Below are 22,090 nucleotides of genomic sequence, written 5' to 3'. Positions count from 1 at the left end.
ACGCGTAGGCAAGAATTTCTAGGCCGGCACGGCCGACCTGGCTAATATAGCCGCGTCTAATCGCCTCGGCGACCGCCTCGCGCGATTGGCGGTGCCCAGCTTGCTCTTGGCGTTAAGAAAGCATTAGCCGTCTCCTGAAGCTCGATAGGAAAATACGGCTGGGCTTTCCCGAAAATACTGCGCGAACGCGCAGGACAAGAATTTCCAGATCAGTACGGCCGACCTAGCTAATCGACCTAGCTAATATAGCCGCGTCTAATCGCCTCGGCGACTGCCTGCACACGATTGGCGGCGCCCAGTTTGCTCTTGGCGTTAAGAAGGTGTTTCTCGGAGGTGTGCTCCGAGATGCCGAGAATCTGCGAAATCTCCCACTCGGACTTGCCGACGGCCGCCCATTGCAGGCATTCGCGCTCACGCGGCGTCAACTCAATGTGATCGATGACCTTGCCGGCCATCGTGTGAAGCTGCATGGCGCGGCCGATGGCGTAGGTGGATACCAGCGAGACCATTCCGAATTCGACGTCCGACAGTTCGACGGACTCGCCGCCCAGCGAGACCATGACAATCTGGCCGTCGAGCGTGACCAGCGGGAAGGCGAGGCCGTCGCGCAGCTTGAACTCACGGGCGTCGCCCATGACCTCGTCGCTGCTCTTGTCGATGACGATGGCCTGCGAGGCCTCCCGCCACTGGAACGGGGCCTGCAATTGCTTCATATGGCTGACGACCGGATCGTGGTCGACATAGTTGCGCGCCACGTAGCGCTCCAGCCACTCGCCCGGCCAGTCGCAGAGCAGCACATGGTCCTTCTGCTGGCCGCGTGGCGTGCCGGGCTGCGGCACGGTTCCGGCCATCAGCGCCGTCAGCCCGAAATTCGAGGTGACGCCGAGCAAGCGCTCACACACCGCCGCGGCCGTGTTGGCATGCTGCAGCTGATCTATGTATTCCAGAGTTCTATCGAATAGACCCATCGCAACATCTACCCCATGTTGCTTCTGTTTTCGTTTACCCACGGTAGATGCCCGAACTGCCCTTCGCCATCAACCCCGGCCGCAAGCTTCTTCGCGTCGCCGGTTATCTCCCCCGAGCTCGGCGCGCGGCCACTTGCAACAATGCTAAACCATACGCCTAATTTGAACGGTTGAAATCAAAAACAATTGTGCCTGCGTCATTTTCGTACGAAAAGCCAAGGAAACATGACCGGGCGGAGCCTCATCGTGACATTCCGGTGGATCTTTCTGGCCCTGATGGCGGCACTGATCGGGGCGCCGGCGCTCGCCGGCACGACTCAGGCTGCGGAGCCGCAGGTCCCGGTGCTGTGGGATGCCAAGGAGCGGCTGCCCAAGCCCGATCTTTCCGCGGTGCCGCGGTTGAGGTTCCTCACCACCACCGATTTTCCGCCCTTCAATTTCATCGAGGGCTCAGGCCGGCTGTCGGGTTTCCATATCGACTTGGCACGGGCGATATGCGCGGAACTCGGCATCGTCGAGAAGTGCCAAATCCAGGCGCTGCCCTGGAACGAGCTCGACGGCGCGTTGCAGAAAGGCGAAGGCGAGGCGATCATCGCCGGCATCGCTGCGACGCCGGAAACCCGCGAGAAATACGCCTTCTCGCGTTCCTACCTGCAGTTCCCGGCGCGCTTCATCATGCCGAAGACCAAGGCTTTCACCGAACCGATCCTCGACAAGCTGCGCAGCAAGCGGGTCGGCGTCATTGCCGGCTCGGCGCATGAGAAGATGCTGCGCGACTATTTCAGCACCGTGCAGGTCGTGCCCTTCGACAAGCCCGAGGACCTTTACGCCGACCTCAGGGCCGGCAAGATCGATGCCGCTTTCGGCGACGGCATGCGCTTTGCCTTCTGGCTCGGCGGCTCGGATGCCGCCGGTTGCTGCCGCTTTGCCGGCGGCCCGTATCTGGCGCCCGAATATCTGGGCTCCGGCATGGCGATCGCCACCAGAGCGGGCGACACGGCGCTGGCGGCGGCCTTCGACTACGCGCTGCAGGAAATTTCGATCAAGGGAACCTTCGCCGAGTTCTACCTGCGCTATTTCCCGGTGAGCTTCTTTTGACCGAAGTGACAAGTGAGACCGAGGTGACAGGCCAAGGGTTTGTTGAGATCCAGGTCAGGCCGAGCCAGTTGCCGGCCGGCATTACCTGAATATCGACAAGCAATTCCAGGAAAAGTGTGTAACGGTTTTCCGTAAGAAATTACGTAAAAACAAATACTTAGAGCGGTTCGGCGATTCCGCGAAGCGCTGAACGGCTCTAAGTCAGGGTGCGCAGGCGCGCCTTGGCCGCGCGGGCGATCGCGGCGACAGTCAGCGTGTCGAGGTCGAGCTTGAGGCGGATGAGCTGCAGCACCCGCACCTCTTCCATGCGCATTTCGAGATCGACTGCGGCCACTTCGAAAGCGGCCGCATAGGCGGTATCGCGAAGCCGCTCCGGCAGCGTCTTGGCGACGCGCGCGAGCACGCCTTCCAGCCCGGCCTTGTCATGCAGCGCCTTCTGGCATTCCTGCGCCACCGCGACCAGCCTGTCCTGATTGAAATCGACGAACACCGGCCATGAGCGGACAACGTCGCCGATCCGCGCCAACTCGACATCGGTCATGTCGCGGTCGGAGGCCGAAGTGATGACCATCAAGTAGATCAGGGCTTCGTGCGGCGTCAGTGAAGGCATTCAAAAACTCCTTAGAGCGGGCATGTCGTCGTACCAGAACCGCTGCGCACTTTGGGCTAATGCAGCGGGAATGGCGCTCCAACGTACGAACACCATTGTGGCGCCGCAAGGAAAACCGCCGCAAATCGTTGACGCTCCGGCCAGTCGCGCCTAGACACCGGTTGAAAAATCTTCCCGTGCCGCCAAGCCGACCTGGCCGGCACATGACCTGGAAAGTGACATGACGGGATCAAACATCATCGATCTCAATCCCGAGGTGCTCGCGGCCGCCGCCGAAAGCAAGGCATGGCCGTTCGAGGAAGCCAAGAAGATCATCGCCCGCTACAAGAACAAGGATTTTCCCGAGACTGTCCTGTTCGAGACCGGCTATGGCCCGTCCGGCCTGCCTCATATCGGCACCTTCGGCGAGGTGGCGCGCACCACGATGGTGCGGCACGCCTTTCGGGTGCTGACCGCGGACAAGGTCAAGACCAAGCTCTTATGCTTCTCCGACGACATGGACGGCATGCGCAAGATTCCGGACAACGTGCCGGATCGCGCAGCACTCGAGCCCTACCTGCACAAGCCGCTGACGGCGGTGCCCAATCCGTTCGGCGGCGATTATGCGAGCTTCGCCGATCACAACAACGCGATGCTCTGCCGCTTCCTTGACACGTTCGGCTTCGACTACGAGTTCGCCAGCGCGACACAGTACTACAAGTCCGGCCGCTTCGACGAAGTGTTGCTGCGCGCCGCCGAGCGCTATGACGAGATCATGGCGGTCATGCTGCCGACACTCGGCGAGGAGCGCCAGGCGACCTACAGCCCGTTCCTGCCGATCTCGCCGAAGAGCGGCCGAGTGCTCTATGTGCCGATGAAGCATGTCGACGCCAAGGCCGGCACAATCACCTTCGACGACGAAGGCACCGAGACCACGCTGCCGGTCACCGGCGGCAAGGTGAAGCTGCAGTGGAAGCCGGATTTCGGCATGCGCTGGGCAGCGCTCGGCGTCGATTTCGAGATGTTCGGCAAGGACCACCAGACCAACGCGGCTATCTACGACCGCATCTGCAACATCCTCGGCGGCCGCGCGCCGGAGCATTTCGTCTACGAATTGTTCCTCGACGAGAACGGCCAGAAGATCTCCAAGTCCAAGGGCAACGGCCTCACCATCGACGAGTGGCTGACCTATGCGCCGACCGAGAGCCTCGGCCTCTACATGTACCAGCGGCCTCGGCAGGCCAAGAAGCTCTATTTCGACGTCATCCCGAAGGCTGTCGACGAATATTATGCTTTCCTCGGCGCCTATCCGCGCCAGGACTGGAAGGAGCGGCTCGGAAACCCCGTCTGGCACATGCACGACGGCAATCCGCCGGCGATCGACCTGCCGGTGCCGTTCGCGCTGCTGCTCAATCTGGTCAGCGCCTCCAACGCGCATGACAAGGCGGTGCTGTGGGGTTTCATCTCGCGGCACGCGCCGGGCGTGACACCGAAGACGCATCCCGAGCTCGACCGGCTGACCGGCTATGCCATCCGCTATTTCGACGACTTCGTGAAGCCGACCAAGGTTTACCGCGCCGCCGACGACGTGGAGCGCGAGGCGCTGGCGAAGCTTTCGGAAGCGCTCGGCGCCTTGCCGCAAGGCGCGGACGGCGAAGCGATCCAGAACGCCGCGCTCAACGTGGCGCGGCGGATCGAGCGCTATCAGGACCATTCCAAGCAGAGCCCCGAAGGCGGGCCTGGCGTATCGGTCGCCTTCTTCCAGATGATCTACCAGGTGCTGATCGGGCAGGAACGCGGGCCGCGCTTCGGCTCCTTCGCGGCGCTCTACGGCATCACGGAAACGCGCGCGCTCATCGAGCGGGCGCTGGCTGGTCAGCTGGCGGCGTAACGGCGCTGTCTTCCGCCGGCAGGATCGAAGCCGGCGCGGCAGGCGCCGGTCCGGCCGCAGCCGGCAGCGCCGGCAGACCGCCCAGGTTCGGCACCGCGCCGAAGATGCCTTTCTTCGCCGCGCGCGCTTTGTTCTCAGCCTCGACATAGGGGCCGCCCCGCGCGGCGCGCGCCCAGCCGTTTTCCACGAGCCACTCACCGACATCCTTGTTGCCGACCCAGCACTCGGTGGAATTGGCGCCCCGCCCACTTTGCGGGGGCACCGCGCAGACAGCCGTCCGGCCGCGCAGGAAGGCACGAAATGCGGTCCGGGCCCGCGCACCGCAGGCCCAGGACTTCCCCTCATCGCTACAGGTTTCATCGGCTCTCACGATGTCGATGTCCGAGACGGTGACGGAATAGTCCTTAGCCTGGATAACACCTGCGGCGGGCGCGACAGGCTGGAACAGTTTGGTGCCGTCGCGGCCATCCGGCATCTTCGATTTTCGGGGCCTGGGCGGACCTGCAAGCGCCAGATCGCTCAGCGGCGCACGCGGCTCGACCCGTTCCAATTCCCCGGTGGGCAGCTCAGGCAGCGCCACGATATCCGGATCTATTGCCCTTGAGTGCACAACCGGTTTGGGCGGCTGCGGCGCGGCCGGCGCCATGATGGCGGAGGTTGCGGGCTCCTGCGGCGCCGGGCCGGTGTCTTGGTCCGGAATCATGTCGGCGGCGGGATCGATCTGGTCGACCGTGACGGTGCTTTCGCTGCCTTTCAGCGAGCGGCCTCCGGCAACGACCAGCGCCGCCATTGCCGGAACCGCCGCGAGCGCGAGCGCCATATGGAGGATCCGCACCAGCCCGGACCTATTGGCTGGCCCAGACGATCCGCGCCACCCATTCGACATCGCGCATCGGGATGTCGCGGTCCGGGTGAGCGGGATTGAGCGAGACCAGGACGATCGACGCCGCGGTCTGCCGGTCGAGCACCTTGGCCATGACCTCGCCGGCAGTAGTCTTGACTACGACGCGGTCGCCCTTGCGCGTCGGCGCGCCCGGCTCGACGATCAGCACGTCGCCGTTGCGGTAGAGCGGCAGCATGGAATCGCCCTGGACCTTCAGCGCGTAGGAGCTTTCCGCCGCTCGCGTCGGAAGCTCCACCAGGTCCCAGCCCTGCCCGGACGGATAGCCGGCGTCATCGAAGAAGCCGCCGGCGCCGGCCTGGGCAAAGCCAAGCAGCGGCACGGCCGCGCGCTGCGGCTCGACGGGGCCGCTGCGACCCTCGACCAGCACGGTGAATTCTTCGAGCGAAGCGCCGGTGGCCTCGATGATCTTGGCCAGGGATTCGGTCGAGGGCCAGCGCGGGCGGCCGTCGGAAGAGAGACGTTTCGATTTATTGAAAGCGGTCGAATCGAGGCCCGCGCGCCTGGCGAGGCCGGAGGCCGAGAGCGAATAGCGCTCGGCGAGAGCATCGATTGCGGCCCAGACGCGATCGTGTGAGAGCAAGTCAGCTCTCCTTCGAAAACAGGAAAAAATGCCTCAGAATTGTCTAGCGCGCGACCATCCGATTGTCCACTGGCGAAGCGCTGGATCGCCGACAATCAGACCTGCTTGGCCTGCTCGCGCAGGTTTTTGTGCGAAATCATGAACGCCCGTTCGGTTTCGGTCAGCGGGCGCGGCCGGGTGGAATGGCCGAGCGCCGCGACGACCTCGTCGATCTCGAGAAAACGGCGGCCGCGACGGTCATAGACGCCGCCCGTGGTCAGGATCAGCGCGGCCGTCTCGCCATTGTCGAGGACGAAGCGGTGCTTGCCGACGACCGAGGTGCCCTCCCAGGTGTCGATCGACGACACCACCTCGAAGCGCCGCCACAGCCTGATCTCGCGCACATAGGCCGACTGCAGCCCGCCGATCATCGGCGCCCAGCCGTTACGGCGGGCCAGCGCGACGAGACCGACGCGAAGAAAAAGATCGATGCGGCCGAGGTCGGCCAGCATCATGTAGCGCGCATTGTTGAGATGGCTGTTGAAATCGATGTCGGTCGGGAGGCAGCGGAAGGCCAGCCGACTCTGATCGCCGACCATGTAAGGGCCACGGCTTCCCGCCGTGGCCATCATGCGCGCGAGGCGCCCCCAGACATACATGATCGAGCGTCAGGCGGCCTTCCTGACTTCGCCCTTCTGGTAGGGGTCGAAGCGCTGGTAGAAGGTCTCGCCCTTTTCGGCCATGTCGAGCAAAAGCTTCGGCGCCTTGAATTCGGCCCCGTATTTCTTCTGCAGGCCCTTGGCGATCTTGACGAAACGCTTGGCGCCGATGCCGTCGATGTAGGAGAGCGCGCCGCCGGTGAAGGGGGCGAAGCCGAAGGCCAGGATCGAGCCGACATCCGCCTCGCGCGGGTCGGTGACGATGCCCTCCTCCATCACGCGCACGGCCTCGAGCGCGATGGTGACCAGCAGGCGCTCTTTCAGCTCCTCATAGTCAACCTTCTCCGGCTCGAGCTGCGGATAGATATTCTTGAGGCCCGGCCACAGCTTCTTCTTCGCGGGCTTCGCCGGATAGTCGTAAAAACCCTTGCCGTTCTTGCGACCGAAGCGGCCGTGCGTGTCGACCATGGTGTTGATCAGCGCCATCTGCTTCGGATCGACGGCCTTCTCGCCGAGATCCTTGATGGTCTGCTTCATGATCTTTTGGGCAAGGTCGATCGCCGTCTCATCGGTGAGCGCCAGCGGGCCAACGGGCATTCCAGCGGCCTTGGCGGCGTTCTCGATCATCGCGGCCGGCACGCCTTCGATCAGCATCTTGTAGGCTTCCGACATGTAACGGAGAACGCAGCGGTTGACGTAGAAGCCGCGCGTATCGTTGACGACGATCGGCGTCTTCTTGATGGCGCGCACGAAATCGATCGCCATGGCAAGCGCCTTGTCGCCGGTCTTCTTGCCGAGGATGATCTCGACCAGCATCATCTTGTCGACCGGCGAGAAGAAGTGGATGCCGACAAAATTCTTCGGCCGCGCCGAATTCTTCGCCAGCGAGGTGATCGGGATGGTCGAAGTGTTGGAAGCGAAGATCGCCGACGACTTCAGCACCGCTTCCGCCTTTTCGGTGGCGAGCTTCTTGACGGCCGAATCCTCGAAGACGGCCTCGACGACGAGGTCGCAGCCGGCAAGATCGGCATAGTCGGCCGTCGGCGTGATCAGCGAGAGCAGCTTGTCCTTCTCCTCGGGCTTGGCGCGGCCCTTCTTCACCTGATCGGCCATCAGGCTGTCGGAATGCGCCTTGCCCTTCTCGGCCGACTCCATGTCGCGGTCGAGGAGCACGACCGGAATGCCGGCCTTGGCGGTGACATAGGCGATGCCCGCGCCCATGAAGCCGGCGCCGAGGATGCCGATCTTCTTGAACTTGGTGTCGGGCACGCCGGCGGGGCGGCGGGCGCCCTTGTTCAATTCCTGCAGCGACACGAACAGCGAGCGGATCATCGCCGCCGCTTCCTTGGTCTGCATGATCTCGGTGAAGTAGCGCTGCTCGATCCTGAGCGCCGTGTCGAAGGGAACGAGCAGGCCTTCGTAGACGCATTTCAGGATCGCGGCGGCGGCCGGATAGTTGCCGTAGGTTTCGCGGCGCAGGATGGCGATGGCCGGCGGCCAGAGATTGGCGCCGGCCGCCGAATAGATCGGGCCGCTGGGCAGCTTGAAGCCCTTCTCGTCCCAGGGCGCGACCGGCTTCAGGCCGTTTTTGATCATCGCCTTGGCGGTCTCGACGAGCTTCTTCGGTTCGGCGATCTCGTGGATCAGGCCCATCGATTTCGCCTTTTGCGGCGTGAGAGTCTGGCCGGTGGTCAGCATCTGCAGCGCCTGCTGCTGATCGGTCAGCCGCGGCACGCGCTGGGTGCCGCCGGCGCCGGGGAAGATGCCGATCTTCACCTCGGGAAGCGCCATCTTCACCTTGTCGGAATCGGCGGCGACGCGGCCGTGGCAGGCGAGCGACATCTCGAAGGCGCCGCCCATGCAGGTGCCGTTGATCGCGGAAACCCACGGCTTGCCGCAGGTCTCGATCTTGCGGAACAGACCGGTCATGTAGCCGGCATTGTCGAACAGCGCCTTGGTCGCCTTTTCGAGATCCTTCTCCTTTTCCACGGCGAAGGTGGCGAGCATCTTCTGCAGCATGGTGATGTCGGCGCCGCCGGAGAAGCTGTCCTTGCCGGAGGTGATGACCACGCCTTTGATGGCCGCATCGCTGGCCACGTGATCGACGATGGAATTGAGCTCGCGCATCGCCTCTTCGGTAAAGACGTTCATCGAGCGTCCGGGCATGTCCCAGGTGACCAGCGCGATGCCGTCGGCGTCCACGTCGAGAGTGAAATTGGTGTAGCTCATCTTTTCTCTCCCCGTCAGACGCGTTCGATGATGGTGGCGGTGCCCATGCCGGCGCCGATGCAGAGCGTGACCAGCGCGGTGTTCAAATCGCGGCGCTCCAGCTCATCCAGCACCGTGCCCAGGATCATGGCGCCGGTGGCGCCGAGCGGATGGCCCATGGCGATGGCGCCGCCGTTGACGTTGATCTGGTCGTGCGGGATGTCGAAGGCCTGCATGTAGCGCAGCACAACGGAGGCGAAGGCCTCGTTGAGCTCGAACAGGTCGATGTCCGACAGTTTCATCTTGGCACGCTTCAGAAGCTTTTCGGTGACATCGACCGGACCGGTCAGCATCAGCACCGGCTCCGAGCCGATATTGGCGAAGGCGCGGATGCGGGCGCGGGGCTTCAGGCCCATCGCCTTGCCGGCCTTCTTCGAGCCGAGCAGCACGGCGGCCGCGCCATCGACGATGCCGGACGAATTGCCGGCGTGATGGACGTGGTTCACTTCCTCGACTTCCGGATGCTTCTGCACGGCGACCGCATCGAAGCCGCCCATCTCGCCTGGCATGACGAAGGACGGATTGAGCGAGGCGAGCGACTGCATGTCGGTCGACGGCCGCATGTGCTCGTCACGGTCGAGGATGGTGAGGCCGTTCTGGTCCTTGATCGGAATCACCGAGTTCTTGAAGCGGCCCTCTTCCCAGGCCTTGGCGGCGCGCTTCTGGCTTTCGACCGCATAGGCGTCGACGTCGTCGCGGCTGAAGCCGTATTTGGTGGCGATCAGGTCGGCCGAGATGCCCTGCGGCACGAACCAGCCAGGCAGGCCGACGGACGGATCCATGAACCAGGAACCGCCGGACATCCCCATGCCGACGCGCGACATGGATTCGACGCCGCCGGCAATGACGATCTCGTCCGCGCCTTGCGCGATCTTGGCGGCGCCGAAATTGATGGCGTCGAGGCCCGAGGCGCAAAAGCGCGAGATCTGCATGCCCGGCGCCTTGGTGTCGTAGCCGGCCTCGAAAGCGGCCGCACGCGGAATGACCGAGCCCGCCTCGCCGACGGGATCGACGCAGCCGAAGATGATGTCGTCGACATTGCCGGTGTCGAGCTCGTTGCGGTCGCGCAACGCTTCAAGCGTCTTTGCCGCCAGCCGCACCGCCGGCACCTCGTGCAGCGAGCCATCCTTCTTGCCCCTGCCGCGCGGCGTGCGCACGGCGTCATAGACGTAAGCTTCGGCCATTTCATGCTCCTTGGGTTTGCCGGCCGCCGCGCTCAGAGGGAGCGCCCGATCAGCAATTTCATGATCTCGTTGGTGCCGCCGTAGATGCGCTGGACGCGGGCGTCGCGGTACATGCGGGCGATCGGATATTCGTTCATGTAGCCATAGCCGCCATGCAGTTGAAGGCATTCGTCGACGACTTTGCCCTGCAGGTCGGACAGCCAGTATTTGGCCATCGAGGCGGTGACCGGGTCGAGGCCGCCATCGATGTGGCGGGCGACGCAGTCGTTGTAGAAGACGCGGCCGATGGTCGCCTCGGTCTTGAGCTCGGCCAGCTTGAACTGGGTGTTCTGGAAATCGATGATCGCCTTGCCGAAGGCCTTGCGCTCCTTGACATAGTCGATGGTGATCGCCAGCGCCCGCTCGACCATGGCGATGGCGCCGGTGCCGATCTGCAGCCGCTCCTGCGGCAATTGCTCCATGAGATGGACGAAGCCCTTGCCCTCCTCGTGGCCGAGCAGATTGGAGGTCGGCACGCGCACGTCGTTGAAGAACAGCTCGGATGTGTCGTTGGCCTTCAGCCCGATCTTGTCGAGGTTGCGGCCGCGCTCAAAACCTTCGACCTCGTCGGTCTCCACGACGATCAGCGAGGTGCCCTTGGCGCCCTTGTCCGGATCCGTCTTGGTGACGACGATGATCAGGTTGGCGAGCTGGCCATTGGTGATGAAGTTCTTGGAGCCGTTGATCTTGTAGTGGTTGCCGTCCTTCTCGGCGCGGGTCTTGACGCCCTGCAGGTCCGAACCCGCGCCCGGCTCGGTCATGGCGATGGCGCCGATCAGCTCGCCGGTAGCCAGTTTCGGCAGCCACTTCTCTTTCTGCTCCTCGGAGCCGTAATGCAGGATGTATGGCGCGACGATCGAATTGTGCAGGCCGATGCCGAAGCCGTCGACGCCGACATGGCCGATCGCCTCGATGATGGCGCTCTCATGCGCGAAGGTGCCGCCGGAGCCGCCGTATTTCTCCGGCATCGAAGCGCAGAGCAGGCCGGCGGCGCCCGCCTTCAGCCAACTCTCGCGGTCGACCATCTCGTTCTTCTCGAACTCGTCGTAGCGCGGCGCGATCTCTTCCGCCATGAAGCGGGTCGCCATATCGTAGAGCATGCCGACCTCGTCCGCCGCCCAGGCGGGCTTCGGCAGGCCAAGAACTTCAGCTGGGTTTGTCGTCACGATTTCCTCCGCGTTCCGACAATTGTGGGCCGGCTCTGCCGGCCCGCCAAACCTAGAACGCTTCCACCGGCAGCGCCATTAGCGTATCCGCGCCACTGGAAATGCGCGCGAGACGCGTCGCGGTCTCCGGCATGATCCGCTCCATGAAGAAGCGCGCTGTTACCAGCTTGCCGTCATAGAAGGACGTAGCGCCGTTGGCGCCTTCCGCCAGCTTGGCCTGAGCGGACTTGGCCATCTGCCCCCACATGTAGCCCAGCGCGACCAGGCCGAAGAGATGCATGTAGTCTGTCGAGGCCGCACCCGCATTGTCGGGCTTGGCCATGGCGTTCTGCACCAGCCACATGGTCGCCGCCTGCAGGTCGTTCAGGCCTTTCTTCAGCGCCTTGGTGAAGGGCGCCATCTTCTCGTCGGCGCGGTTTTCCTCGCAGAACTCGCCGACTTCCTTGAAGAAGGCCTGCACGGCGCGGCCGCCATTCTGCGCCAGCTTGCGACCAACGAGGTCGAGCGCCTGGATGCCGTTGGCGCCCTCGTAGATCATGGCGATGCGGGCATCGCGCACGAACTGGCTCATGCCTTGCTCCTCGATATAGCCATGACCGCCGAAGACCTGCTGCGCCATCACGGCGTGGTCGAAGCCCTTGTCGGTCAGCACGCCCTTGACCACCGGCGTCATCAGGCCAGTGTGGTCATCGGCCGCCTGGCGGTCCTTGTCGTCGCCGGAGCGGTGCGCGACGTCCGACTTGATCGCCGTCCACAGCGCCAGCGCGCGGCCGCCCTCGTTGAACGCCTTCATGGTCATCAGCGAGCGGCGGATGTCGGGATGGACGATGATCGGATCGGCCTTCTTGTCCGGCGCCTTGACGCCGGAGAGCGACCGGCCCTGGAGGCGATCCTTGGCGTAGGCGGCGGCGTTCTGATAGGCGATCTCGGAGACCGAAAGCCCTTGCAGGCCGACGCCCAGTCGAGCCTCGTTCATCATCGTGAACATGGCCTTCAGGCCGCCGTTCAGCTCGCCGAGCAGACTGCCCTCGGCCTCGTCATAATTCATGACGCAGGTCGAATTGCCGTGGATGCCCATCTTCTCCTCGATCGAGCCGCAGGAGAGCGTGTTGCGCTCGCCGACATTGCCGGAACCATCGAGCTTGAACTTCGGCACGATGAACAACGAGATGCCTTTGACCCCTTCCGGCGCGCCCTCAACGCGGGCCAGCACCAGATGCACGATGTTGTCCGCCATGTCGTGCTCGCCGGCGGAGATGAATATCTTCTGGCCGGAAATCCTGTAGCTGCCGTCGCCGTTGGGCACCGCCTTGGTGCGCAGCAGGCCAAGGTCGGTGCCGCAATGCGGCTCGGTGAGGTTCATGGTGCCGGTCCAGGCGCCTTCGATCAGCCTGGGCAGCCAGGTGGCCTTCTGCTCGTCCGTGCCATGGGTGACGATGGCCGCGATCGCGCCCTGCGTCAGGCCGGGATACATCATCAGCGCCATATTGGCCGAGACCATGTATTCGGAGACCGCGGTGTGGACGGTGTAAGGCAGGCCTTGGCCGCCGAACTCGGCGGGAGCCGCGAGCCCCATCCAGCCGCCCTCGCGATACTGGTCGAAGGCCTCCTTGAAGCCCTTGGGCGTGGTCACCGAGCCGTCGTCATGGCGCTCGCAGCCTTCCATGTCGCCGACCCGGTTCAGCGGATGCATGACGTTTTCGGCAAGCTTCGCGCCTTCGGCGAGGATCGCCTCGACGACGTCGGGCGTGGCGTCCGAGAAGCCCGGAAGATTGGAATAGCGCTGATAGCCGAGCACGTCGTTGAGCACGAACAGCGTGTCCTGGACGGGCGCCCTGTAGATCGTCATGCCTTCCTCCACCCTTGCGGTCCTGGCCAGCCAGCAAGCTCCCGATCCAGCTCCGGATGGGAGGCTGAGCCAATGTCGTGGTCGGGATAACAAATATTGACGTTTGCGTAAACGTCAACTTCGTCGCAGCCGAAAAATTTTTGGTGAACGCGGGACAGAAGGCAGCAAAAAGCCGCGCGGCTGGAGCCACGCGGCTTTATCCTGGCCTTGCCGTTGAGCCTGAGAGCGATCAGCCGGCGGCGCTTGCCTGCGGCGCGGCGCGCTCGGTCAGCATCTGGCGAACGATCGCCATCGAATTGCTGAGCTCGCCGATGGCGTCCTCGATCAACGCCCGCTGCTTCTGCAGGCGGGCAAGCTGCTTCTCCGACTTGTCGAGCGCCATCCGCAACTGCTTGGTGTTGGAGCCGGTCGGATCGTAGAGATCCATCATCTGCTTGACGTCGCGCAGCGAGAACCCGACCTTGCGGCCGAGCAGGATAAGCTTCAGCCGGGCCTTGTCGCGGCGCGTGTAGAGACGGGTCGAGCCGTCGCGCTTCGGATTGAGGAGACCCTTGTCCTCATAGAAACGCAGCGTGCGCAAGGTCACGCCGTATTTCTTGGCCATCTCGCCGATGCGGACGAATTCCTCACCGGCCTCGGCCGGAATGTCATTGCTATTGGCCGCGGCTTCGCCGGGCGAAACAAGTTTCATGGTCACTGGCTTTCCCCTGATGGCGTCGCGATCGCGGACCGAGCGTCGCCTGAGTGGAAGCGGGGGCGTGCTTCCAATCGTGGTTTCGACAAATCAATCGCAAGAGGCACGGCTTCGCACCTTTTACGTTTACGTCAATTCTATACCGGCAGCCGGCAGGTGACGCAAGGGCGTTGTCGGTACGGAACTTTATGCCGCACCCGGACGCCGATTGAGCAGGGCGGCTGAGGATTTATGCGCAACTTCTTAAGCTTGGTTAACGCCTTGTTTACCACGTTGGGCGAAATGTGCGCATGTCGGTCACCCGTGTTTATCCTGTAGCGAATTTTTCACGGTCTTCGAAGCGTGGGTGAAAACCCGGGAAGCCCGTCTTCCTCCGCGGCAGAACCGCGCGGCCGCCTTCGTTCCCGGCAGGACTTTAGGAAACCGGCCACGGCCGGTCATTCTGAACACGGGCGCATCGATGAACAGCAAGCGGTCCTATCTCGATACACTCAATGCCGGCAGGCAACGCCGGCCGCACACCTCGCTGGAGGAGCTGAACCGCTCGCTCGAAACGCTGGAGCAGCGGCTGGAACGGACCCGCACCGACACGCCCGAGCGCGCCGATCCGCGTCGGCCGGCCGCCGAGCCGCGCTACGCCGCCGCGCAACCTTATGACCAGCCGCGCTGGTACGAGGACCCCTACTCGTCGCAAAGATCGCAAAACCAAGGTTTGGCATCGCAGAATCGGGGACCGCAAAATCCGGCGCCCGCCGCTTCCGCCCTTGGCCCCAACTATCAGGCCATCGCCCGCGACATCGACCGGGTACGCGGCCAGGAGGACGGCGTCGCGATGGTCGGCAAGATCGCGGTCGAATTACGCGGGCTGCGCGAGGAGCTGCGCCACCAGATGACTGCAGGCTTGCAGCGCGAATTCGATGCGCTGCGCCAGGATATCGATCGCGCCATGCAGGCGGCGAGCCAGCATGGCGCCCCCGTGGACAAGAGCAGCGCCGAACTCGGCCTCGAGTTCGAACGGCTTTCCGGCGCCATACACACGCTTGCCGAAAAGAGCGACGACCGCAGCGTCAACCTGCTGCGGCTGGAGCTGGAGCAGGTCAAGGCGGCGCTCGACACGCTGGCGCGCGAGGAAAGCGTGCGGGCCGTCGATCGCCGCTGGGACGATTTCGACCGCCGCTGGAGTGCCTTCGAGGATCGCGTCGACGCCGACCAGCGCCAGCGCGCCGAAGGTCCCAATCTTTCGAGCCTGACCGACCGGCTCGAACAGATCAGCAGCGCCGTCAACAACCTGCCGCAGTCGCTGTCGCTCGCCTCGCTCGAGGAAAAGGTCCGCACCCTTGCCGGCGCGGTCGACCGTTTCGCCAGCCAGCAGACGATGCGCGGCAGCGAGACGCTTGCGATGATCGACGAGCGGCTGGACGAAATCTCCCGCGCCATCGTCGCCTCGACGGTGGCGGCGCAGGCCAATGCCTTCGATCCGGAAACCTTTGGCCGCATCGAGAAGCGGATCGCCTCGCTGGCGCAGCAGATCGAGGAAGTCGCGCAGTCGCGCCCGGGCGCCGAGGTCATCGACCGCCTCAATTTTCTGTCCAGTCGGGTGGACGAGATCGCCGGACGCGCCAACCTGCCGGAGCAGGCGATGGAACGTCTGGGCAAGCAGATCGCGCTCATTACCGACAAGATCGACCGCGCGCCGGCAATGCCCGACGCCGACCATATCTTCCAGGGCCTGGAGCAGCGCTTCGACGCGCTGTCCTCGCTGCTCGAGCGCCGCCAGGGCGACGCGATCGAGCAGAGCAACATGCTGTTCCGCGACCTCGAGCGGCGGCTGGACGAAGTCGCCGACAGGCTCGACCAGCGCACGCAGCAGGACGACAGCGCCGGTATCATGGAGGCGATCGACGCCCGCTTCACCGCGCTTGCCAAGCGCATAGAGACGCGCACGCCAGATCCCGCCAACGACTTGGCGATCCGCGGCCTGGAAAGCCGGCTCGAGGACATTTCCAGCCGGCTGGAAATGTCCGCCGCGCAGGTCGCCGGCATCGATCCGGCACTGATCCGCAGCTTGGAATCGCAGGTGACCGCCCTTTCGGCGCATCTTTCGAAGCCGAGCATGCCGCTGCCCGACTTCGAGGACATCAGCCCGCGCCTCAACGAGATCGAGAGGTCGTTGGCCGGCACGCGCGATTCCATCCTCAGCGTCGCGCGCGAAGCGGCGGAGAACGCCGTCCGCTCGCTGGCCGAATCGGGCTCCAGCAGCGCTGCTGCCAACGCGGCCGCCGTGGGCGGGCTCGCGCAGGACCTGAAGACGCTGGAAGCGCTCACCCGCCGTTCCGACGAGCGCAATTCACGGACCTTCGAGGCAATCCACGACACGCTGCTCAAGATCGTCGACCGGCTGGGCTCCCTGGAAGCCGGAGAGCCAAGCGAAGCGGTCAGCGAACTCGTCGATCCGCAGCCCGGCGCCAAGCGGGCCGCTCGCGCTGGCAAGATCGCCGTCCAGGACGCGCCGTCGATGGATATCGACCAGCCGCTGCCGCTGGCCGGAGACATTGACGATCTCGACACGCGCGCCACCTCGATCCTGCGCAACGAACCTGTTACGCGAAGCGAACCTGCTGCGCGCGGCGAACCTGGCCCGCGCACGCCCGCCGAGGCGGCGGCGGCGGCCGCCATGGCCGCGCTCGGATCGGACGCGATTGGCGAGAAGGCCGAGAAGACCGGTCGCAAGAAGTCGATGTTCAGCGGCCTGGCGCGTGCCTTCAGGGGCAAGAAGGACGAGGGTACGCCACCGCTTGCCGGCTCGGCGTCTGCCGGCGACGTTCCGACCGTAGACATCGACGAACCGCTCGATCCCAAAGCGGCCAACCGGCCGCTGGAGCCGGGCTCCGGCGCGCCGGACCTCAACGCCATCATGAAGCGTGTGCGCGACGAACGCGGCGGCCAGCCGGCCAAGCGCAGCGAAACCGACACCGCCAAATCCGATTTCATCGCCGCTGCCCGCCGCGCGGCGCAGGCAGCCGCCGCGGAGGCCGACGCGCTGAAGCGACAGTCGACGATGACCGGCCCGGTGAAGGCGCTCAGAATCGGCGACCTGCTCAAGGCGCGGCGCAAGCCGATCCTGATGGCCGCCGCCGCGGTCATGATGGCGCTGGCCGGGCTGCAGCTCGGCAAGGCCTTCTTCTCCGATCCGGCGCCGGTCGCCAGCAACAATGTCGCGCCGACCGTCTCCACACAAACGGTCGATACCGCGTCGCTCAATGCCACCAGCCAGCCGAAGGCCGACGCGGACGCAGCAAAGCCTCGGAGCGCACCGGAGCGTGTCGTCAGGCAGGCCGAGCCGTCGAAGGACGATCCAACGCCGAAGGCCGCCGCTCAGCCATCCGGACCCGAGATGCCAGCGGCCGCGGCGCCAGCCGAACCGGCTCCTGGTCCGGCGGCGCTCTCTGCGCCGATACCGTTGGCGCCTGCGACGCCGTCCGAGCCGGTCGTCCCGGCCGTGAACGCACCCGCCATGGAAACGAACGCAGATGCACAGCCGATGACCAGCGCGCCAACGACCGGTATCCCGGCGGCCGGCGCGCCGGCGGCAAGCACGTCAGTGCCCGGTGCTCCGGCAGCCGGCGCTTCTTCGGCCAGCGCGCCGGCTGGCACGGCCGCGGAGACGACGGGCACGGTCCCGCCGGCCGACAGCCAGACGGCAATTTCGGCCGCCAGGATCGACACCCCGACCGAGATCGGCCCGGCGGCGCTGCGCGACGCGGCAGCAGGCGGCGACGCCAAGGCGCTGTTCGAGATCGGCTCGCGCTATGCGGAATCGCGCGGCGTGAAGGAAGACATGGCGGCGGCCGCCAAATGGTACGAGAAAGCCGCCGAACTGGGCTTCGCGCCGGCCGAATACCGCATCGGCAATTTATACGAGAAGGGCATCGGCGTCGCGCGCGACATCCAGAAGGCCAAGACCTACTACCAGCTCGCGGCGGAACAGGGCAACGCCAGCGCCATGCACAATCTGGCGGTGCTGTTCGCCATGGCGGCGGACGGCGTGACCGACAATGAATCGGCGGCGCACTGGTTCCAGGAGGCGGCCGACCTCGGCGTCAAGGACAGCCAGTTCAATCTCGGCATCCTTTCGGCCAAGGGCGTCGGCATGAAGCAGAACCTAGAAGAATCCTACAAGTGGTTCGCCCTGGTCGCCAAGACCGGTGACAAGGACGCCGCGTCCAAGCGCGACGAGATCGCCAATGCGTTGAGACCCGAGCAGCTCGAACGGGCCCGCGCCGCGACGGAACTGTGGAAGGCAAAGCCGCTCAACGCGGCCACCAACTCGGCCGACATTCCGGAATCCTGGCAGGACAGCACGCCGCAGACCACCGCCGGCATCGACATGAAGAAGGCGGTGAAGAACATACAGCTTATCCTCAACAAGAACGGCTATGATGCCGGCGGCGCGGACGGCGTGATGGGCGGCAAGACCAAGAACGCCATCATGGCTTTCCAGACCGACAACAAGATGAAACCGACCGGTGAGATCGACGCGCCGCTCGTCAAGGCGCTGCTGGCGCGCAAATAACGGCAGGCGCGTCGCTTCCGCGACGGCTTGCCACAGATTTGCCTGTTAACTGATTGAGATGGTTTTTTGTTTCGACGCGATGGCGAGGGTCAACCCCGCCGTTGCGTCGGCGCAAGAAAAAATTGGCTTTTCGGTGCGAAACTGCTGGGGACGGCGGCATGCGCCGATTGGCAAACTGATCGAGACAGACGGGTGGGCATCTATCTCCCGATCGCGGAAATTTCCGTCAACGTCTTCGTGCTGCTGGCGATGGGCGCGGCGGTGGGTTTCCTGTCGGGCATGTTCGGGGTTGGCGGCGGCTTCCTCATCACGCCGCTGTTGATCTTCTATAACATCCCGCCGGCGATCGCGGTGGCCACCGGCGCCAACCAGGTCATCGCCTCCTCCTTCTCCGGCGCGCTTTCGCATATGAAGCGAGGCACGCTCGACTTCAAGCTCGGCGGCGTGCTGCTTGCCGGCGGCATCGTCGGCTCGACCGCCGGCATCTATGTCTTCGCGCTGCTGCGCCGGCTCGGCCAGTTGGACCTGTTCATCTCGCTGCTCTATGTCGCGCTGCTCGGCACCGTCGGCGGGCTGATGCTGGTCGAGAGCGTCAACGCGCTGCGCGCCACCCGCAGCGGTGCGGCACCGGTGCTGAAGAAGTCGGGGCAGCACAACTGGATCCACCGGCTGCCGTTCAAGATGCGCTTCCGCGCCTCGAAGCTGTTCGTCAGCGTCATCCCGGTGCTTGGGCTCGGCGCGGCGATCGGCTTCCTGTCCTCGATCATGGGCGTCGGCGGCGGCTTCATCATGGTGCCGGCGCTGATCTACCTGCTCAAAGTCCCTACCAACGTCGTCATCGGCACCTCGCTGTTCCAGATCATCTTCACCTCGGCCTATACCACGCTGGTGCATTCCACCACCAACCAGACGGTCGACGTGATCCTCGCCTTCCTCTTGATGGCGGGCGGCGTCGCCGGCGCTCAGTATGGCGCCAAGGCGGGCCAGAGGTTGCGCGGCGAGCAACTGCGGGCCCTGCTTGCGCTGCTGGTGCTGGCGGTTGCCATCCGCCTGGCCATCGACCTCTTCGCGACGCCGCCCAATCCCTACTCGCTCTCCGCCGCGGGCTTGAGCTGATGGCGGGATCGAGAGCGTTAGCAGCAACCGTTTCGCTTCTGCTGTTCCTCGCCCTGCCGCCGGCGACGGCGCAAACGCCGCCGCCCGCCGAGGGCATCCAGATCGGCCTGTCGACCGACGCGATCTCCATCACCGCCGGCTTCTCGGGCGCCGATCTCACCATCTTCGGGTCGCTGGAAAACCCCGACCCGCTGGTGTCGCGGCAGGGGCGCTACGATGTCATCGTCGTGCTCGAAGGGCCGCCACGGCCGGTGGTCGTGCGCCGCAAGGACAGGGTGCTCGGCGTCTGGATCAACCTGGAATCGGAGACGTTCGAGAACGTGCCGGTGTCCTATTCGGTCGCCACGACGCGACCCTTGCAGGACATCGCCGACCCGACCAAGTACAAGCAGCTCTCGCTAGGCTCCCAGAACCTCTATATGAAGCCCGCCGACGAGACCGAGAGCCCGGCGACGATCGAGGAATTCACCGCGGCGTTGCGCGAGCGCAAGACTGCGACCGGCCTCTACAGCGAGAATGTCGGCGGCGTGCAGTTCCTGTCGCAAAGCCTGTTCCGCGCCACCGTGCGTCTGGCGCCCAACATTCCGGTCGGCACGCACAAGGCGCGCGCCTTCCTGTTCAAGAGCGGCATGTTCGTGAAGGAAAGCTCCGCCCAGCTCGAAATCCGCAAATCCGGTTTCGAACAGTCGGTCTTCCGCGTCGCGCATGACTATTCCTTCCTCTATGGCGTCTTCGCCGTGTCGCTTGCCATGCTGACCGGCTGGCTCGGACGCATCGTCTTCCGCAAAGATTGACCTCACGGGAAATGGGAAGACCCATTCCCGTGAAAAGAGGGGTTCCCCTTTTCCCCGTCATGCGATAAACCGCCGCCTCCCAGCCCAGGGGGTAACCACACAATTCGGCAGAGCGGTCCGGCCATCCGGATGACGGCGCGTCTTTTCGACGCCGGCAATGCGCTGCGATGAACCAATGACAGGAGGCTGCGATGCAATCAGCATTCGGCGGCATCGATTTCGGCACGTCCAATTCCACGGTGGGCGTGATCCGAAACGGCCGCGCACGACTGGTGGCGCTCGAGGGCGAACAGCCCACCCTGCCGAGCGCCGTCTTCTTCAACTTCGAGGACGGCCATACCTATTTCGGCCGCCGCGCGATCACCGACTACACCGACAGTGTCGAGGGCCGGCTGATGCGCTCGCTGAAAAGCGTTCTCGGCAGCTCGCTCGCCAACGAGAAGACGCGCATCAAGGCGCGGCTGATCGGCTTCACCGACATCATCGGCTTCTTCATCAGCCATTTGAAGAAGCGGCTTGAGGAGGATGCCGGCGGCCCGGTCGAACGCGTCGTGCTCGGCCGCCCCGTGCAATTCGTCGACGACGATGCCGAGGCCGACGCGAAAGCGCAGGGAGAGCTCGAGAAGGCGGCGCGCGCGCAAGGCTTCAAGCACATAGCCTTCCAGTTCGAGCCGATCGCGGCCGCGCTGGACTACGAGCAGAACGTCGCCCGCGAAGAGCTGGCGCTGATCGTCGACATGGGCGGCGGCACCTCCGACTTCTCGGTCGTGCGCGTCTCACCGGAGCGCGCCCGCTCGGACGACCGCAAGGGCGACATCCTCGCCAATCGCGGCATCCATATCGGCGGCACGGATTTCGACCGGCTGCTCAGCATCGCCCATATCATGCCCGAGCTCGGCTATCTGACGCCGACCAAGGACGGCAAGCGCAATCTGCCGGCGAGCTATTTCATCGACCTCGCGACCTGGCAGCGCATCAACCTGGTCTATACCGCCAAGGCGATGTCCGACCTGAAGCAGATTCGCTTCGAGGCGGAGCGCGCCGACCTGGTCGACCGCTTCATCCACATCGTCGAGCATCGTTACGGGCATGCGATGGCCGGCCTGGTCGAACGGGCCAAAATCGCGCTGACCGACCACCCCTCGGCGGAGGTGAAGGTGTCGCTGCCCGGCGCGCGCTTCGCGGCCGAGATCACGCGTATCGGTCTGGAGGAGACGATCGGCGGCGACATCGATCGGGTGACCGCGACGGTCAGGCAGACGATCGCCGACGCCGGCGTCCCCGCCTCCGCCATCACCGCCGTGTTCCTCACCGGCGGCTCGACGGCAATCCCGCTGGCAAAGCGGCGGATCCTTTCGCTGGTGCCGCAGGCCTCCGTCATCGAAGGCGATATGTTCGGCTCGGTCGGGCTCGGCCTGGCGCTGGACGCGCAGCGGAAGTTTGCTTGAGCGGCAGTATTGCGAAGGATGGTGCGAGCGTTGTCGGATCGCACACATTGGAGATGGCAGAACCGCCCCTCGCATCGTCATCCTGGGGCGGAGCAAGGAGCGAAGCGACGCGCGCAGACCCCGGGATCCATGCCATTACTTGTGAGCGTTGCAGCGGTGCAGAACGACCTCTGTCTGCGTCGCCTTTACTCCTCGCGCGAGGTCACGGCATGACGAGGCGCTGGGACGCTGCGGCCAATCCCGAACGTCTGCGATGGTTACCTCCATGTCGGGAGCCAGCAGTCCGATTGC

Annotated in this window: 16 protein-coding genes; 6 read left to right on the top strand and 10 right to left on the bottom strand. The window is 64.7% G+C overall.

The features are described from left to right. Positions 1 to 236 precede the first annotated feature (236 nt). Positions 237 to 968, bottom strand: coding sequence for a LuxR family transcriptional regulator (locus P9236_RS19755; protein WP_278076159.1), 732 nt, complete (start codon positions 966 to 968; stop codon positions 237 to 239). A gap of 276 nt (positions 969 to 1,244) precedes the next feature. Here P9236_RS19755 and P9236_RS19750 point away from each other — a divergent pair, with 276 nt between their 5' ends. Continuing rightward, positions 1,245 to 2,066, top strand: coding sequence for a transporter substrate-binding domain-containing protein (locus tag P9236_RS19750; protein ID WP_278076201.1), 822 nt, complete (start codon positions 1,245 to 1,247; stop codon positions 2,064 to 2,066). A gap of 196 nt (positions 2,067 to 2,262) precedes the next feature. Here P9236_RS19750 and P9236_RS19745 read toward each other — a convergent pair whose 3' ends face one another. Beyond that, entirely contained in the window at positions 2,263 to 2,676 is a 414-nt protein-coding gene (locus P9236_RS19745) for a tellurite resistance TerB family protein (RefSeq protein ID WP_278076158.1), read from the bottom strand. A gap of 220 nt (positions 2,677 to 2,896) precedes the next feature. Between P9236_RS19745 and P9236_RS19740 the strand changes: the two genes are divergently transcribed. Next, on the top strand, positions 2,897 to 4,546 hold the full coding sequence (locus P9236_RS19740) for a lysine--tRNA ligase (RefSeq protein ID WP_278076157.1): 1,650 nt from the start codon (positions 2,897 to 2,899) through the stop codon (positions 4,544 to 4,546). On the opposite strand, the gene P9236_RS19735 is transcribed toward P9236_RS19740, so the two are convergent. The 8 genes from P9236_RS19735 to P9236_RS19700 form a co-directional block, all read right to left on the bottom strand. Then, the gene (locus P9236_RS19735; protein WP_278076156.1) at positions 4,509 to 5,366 is read right to left on the bottom strand and encodes a thermonuclease family protein; all 858 of its coding nucleotides are present in this window, start codon (positions 5,364 to 5,366) and stop codon (positions 4,509 to 4,511) included. The two genes, P9236_RS19740 and P9236_RS19735, sit on opposite strands and share 38 nt — an antisense overlap. A gap of 25 nt (positions 5,367 to 5,391) precedes the next feature. Beyond that, positions 5,392 to 6,030, bottom strand: a complete 639-nt coding sequence (locus P9236_RS19730) for a helix-turn-helix transcriptional regulator (protein WP_278076155.1) — start codon at positions 6,028 to 6,030, stop codon at positions 5,392 to 5,394. Positions 6,031 to 6,125: 95 nt separating this feature from the next. After that, a complete protein-coding gene (locus P9236_RS19725) occupies positions 6,126 to 6,668 on the bottom strand; it encodes a thioesterase family protein (protein WP_278076154.1) in 543 nt (180 codons plus the stop codon). A 9-nt stretch (positions 6,669 to 6,677) separates the two neighbouring features. Beyond that, on the bottom strand, positions 6,678 to 8,897 hold the full coding sequence (locus P9236_RS19720; protein ID WP_278076153.1) for a 3-hydroxyacyl-CoA dehydrogenase NAD-binding domain-containing protein: 2,220 nt from the start codon (positions 8,895 to 8,897) through the stop codon (positions 6,678 to 6,680). A 14-nt stretch (positions 8,898 to 8,911) separates the two neighbouring features. After that, positions 8,912 to 10,120 (bottom strand): acetyl-CoA C-acetyltransferase, encoded by a 1,209-nt coding sequence (locus P9236_RS19715; protein WP_278076152.1) that lies wholly within the window; start codon positions 10,118 to 10,120, stop codon positions 8,912 to 8,914. 32 nt (positions 10,121 to 10,152) lie between these two features. Continuing rightward, complete coding sequence (locus P9236_RS19710; RefSeq protein ID WP_278076151.1) at positions 10,153 to 11,325, bottom strand: acyl-CoA dehydrogenase family protein; 1,173 nt, start codon at positions 11,323 to 11,325, stop codon at positions 10,153 to 10,155. Between the two features lie 52 nt (positions 11,326 to 11,377). Then, positions 11,378 to 13,174: an acyl-CoA dehydrogenase gene (locus P9236_RS19705; protein WP_278076150.1), complete on the bottom strand. Its 1,797-nt coding sequence runs from the start codon at positions 13,172 to 13,174 to the stop codon at positions 11,378 to 11,380. A gap of 229 nt (positions 13,175 to 13,403) precedes the next feature. Beyond that, positions 13,404 to 13,865, bottom strand: coding sequence for a MerR family DNA-binding transcriptional regulator (locus tag P9236_RS19700; protein WP_278076200.1), 462 nt, complete (start codon positions 13,863 to 13,865; stop codon positions 13,404 to 13,406). Positions 13,866 to 14,328: 463 nt separating this feature from the next. On the opposite strand from P9236_RS19700, the gene P9236_RS19695 reads away from it, so the two are divergent. From P9236_RS19695 to P9236_RS19680, 4 genes are all read left to right on the top strand, one after another. Continuing rightward, positions 14,329 to 18,441: a peptidoglycan-binding protein gene (locus tag P9236_RS19695; RefSeq protein WP_278076149.1), complete on the top strand. Its 4,113-nt coding sequence runs from the start codon at positions 14,329 to 14,331 to the stop codon at positions 18,439 to 18,441. Between the two features lie 192 nt (positions 18,442 to 18,633). Next, the gene (locus P9236_RS19690) at positions 18,634 to 19,557 is read left to right on the top strand and encodes a sulfite exporter TauE/SafE family protein (protein WP_278076148.1); all 924 of its coding nucleotides are present in this window, start codon (positions 18,634 to 18,636) and stop codon (positions 19,555 to 19,557) included. Continuing rightward, the gene (locus tag P9236_RS19685; protein WP_278076147.1) at positions 19,557 to 20,351 is read left to right on the top strand and encodes a TIGR02186 family protein; all 795 of its coding nucleotides are present in this window, start codon (positions 19,557 to 19,559) and stop codon (positions 20,349 to 20,351) included. The genes P9236_RS19690 and P9236_RS19685 overlap by 1 nt, the downstream gene beginning before the upstream one ends. Positions 20,352 to 20,542: 191 nt before the next feature. Next, positions 20,543 to 21,799 (top strand): Hsp70 family protein, encoded by a 1,257-nt coding sequence (locus P9236_RS19680; RefSeq protein WP_278076146.1) that lies wholly within the window; start codon positions 20,543 to 20,545, stop codon positions 21,797 to 21,799. Positions 21,800 to 22,090 lie beyond the last annotated feature (291 nt).

It is taken from the genome of Mesorhizobium sp. WSM4884, from assembly GCF_029625675.1.
Classification (GTDB): domain Bacteria; phylum Pseudomonadota; class Alphaproteobacteria; order Rhizobiales; family Rhizobiaceae; genus Mesorhizobium.
This window is presented reverse-complemented; position numbering and strand designations above follow the sequence as displayed.

What these genes read in the sequence shown, in the direction of transcription:
- P9236_RS19680 (WP_278076146.1), top strand. Translation starts at nt 20,543, where the DNA reads ATGCAATCAGCATTCGGCGGCATCGATTTCGGCACGTCCAATTCCACG.
- P9236_RS19695 (WP_278076149.1), top strand. Translation starts at nt 14,329, where the DNA reads ATGAACAGCAAGCGGTCCTATCTCGATACACTCAATGCCGGCAGGCAA.
- P9236_RS19750 (WP_278076201.1), top strand. Translation starts at nt 1,245, where the DNA reads ATGGCGGCACTGATCGGGGCGCCGGCGCTCGCCGGCACGACTCAGGCT.
- P9236_RS19735 (WP_278076156.1), bottom strand. Translation starts at nt 5,366, where the DNA reads ATGGCGCTCGCGCTCGCGGCGGTTCCGGCAATGGCGGCGCTGGTCGTT.
- P9236_RS19745 (WP_278076158.1), bottom strand. Translation starts at nt 2,676, where the DNA reads ATGCCTTCACTGACGCCGCACGAAGCCCTGATCTACTTGATGGTCATC.
- P9236_RS19700 (WP_278076200.1), bottom strand. Translation starts at nt 13,865, where the DNA reads ATGAAACTTGTTTCGCCCGGCGAAGCCGCGGCCAATAGCAATGACATT.
- P9236_RS19685 (WP_278076147.1), top strand. Translation starts at nt 19,557, where the DNA reads ATGGCGGGATCGAGAGCGTTAGCAGCAACCGTTTCGCTTCTGCTGTTC.
- P9236_RS19705 (WP_278076150.1), bottom strand. Translation starts at nt 13,174, where the DNA reads ATGACGATCTACAGGGCGCCCGTCCAGGACACGCTGTTCGTGCTCAAC.
- P9236_RS19715 (WP_278076152.1), bottom strand. Translation starts at nt 10,120, where the DNA reads ATGGCCGAAGCTTACGTCTATGACGCCGTGCGCACGCCGCGCGGCAGG.
- P9236_RS19740 (WP_278076157.1), top strand. Translation starts at nt 2,897, where the DNA reads ATGACGGGATCAAACATCATCGATCTCAATCCCGAGGTGCTCGCGGCC.
- P9236_RS19755 (WP_278076159.1), bottom strand. Translation starts at nt 968, where the DNA reads ATGGGTCTATTCGATAGAACTCTGGAATACATAGATCAGCTGCAGCAT.
- P9236_RS19725 (WP_278076154.1), bottom strand. Translation starts at nt 6,668, where the DNA reads ATGTATGTCTGGGGGCGCCTCGCGCGCATGATGGCCACGGCGGGAAGC.
- P9236_RS19720 (WP_278076153.1), bottom strand. Translation starts at nt 8,897, where the DNA reads ATGAGCTACACCAATTTCACTCTCGACGTGGACGCCGACGGCATCGCG.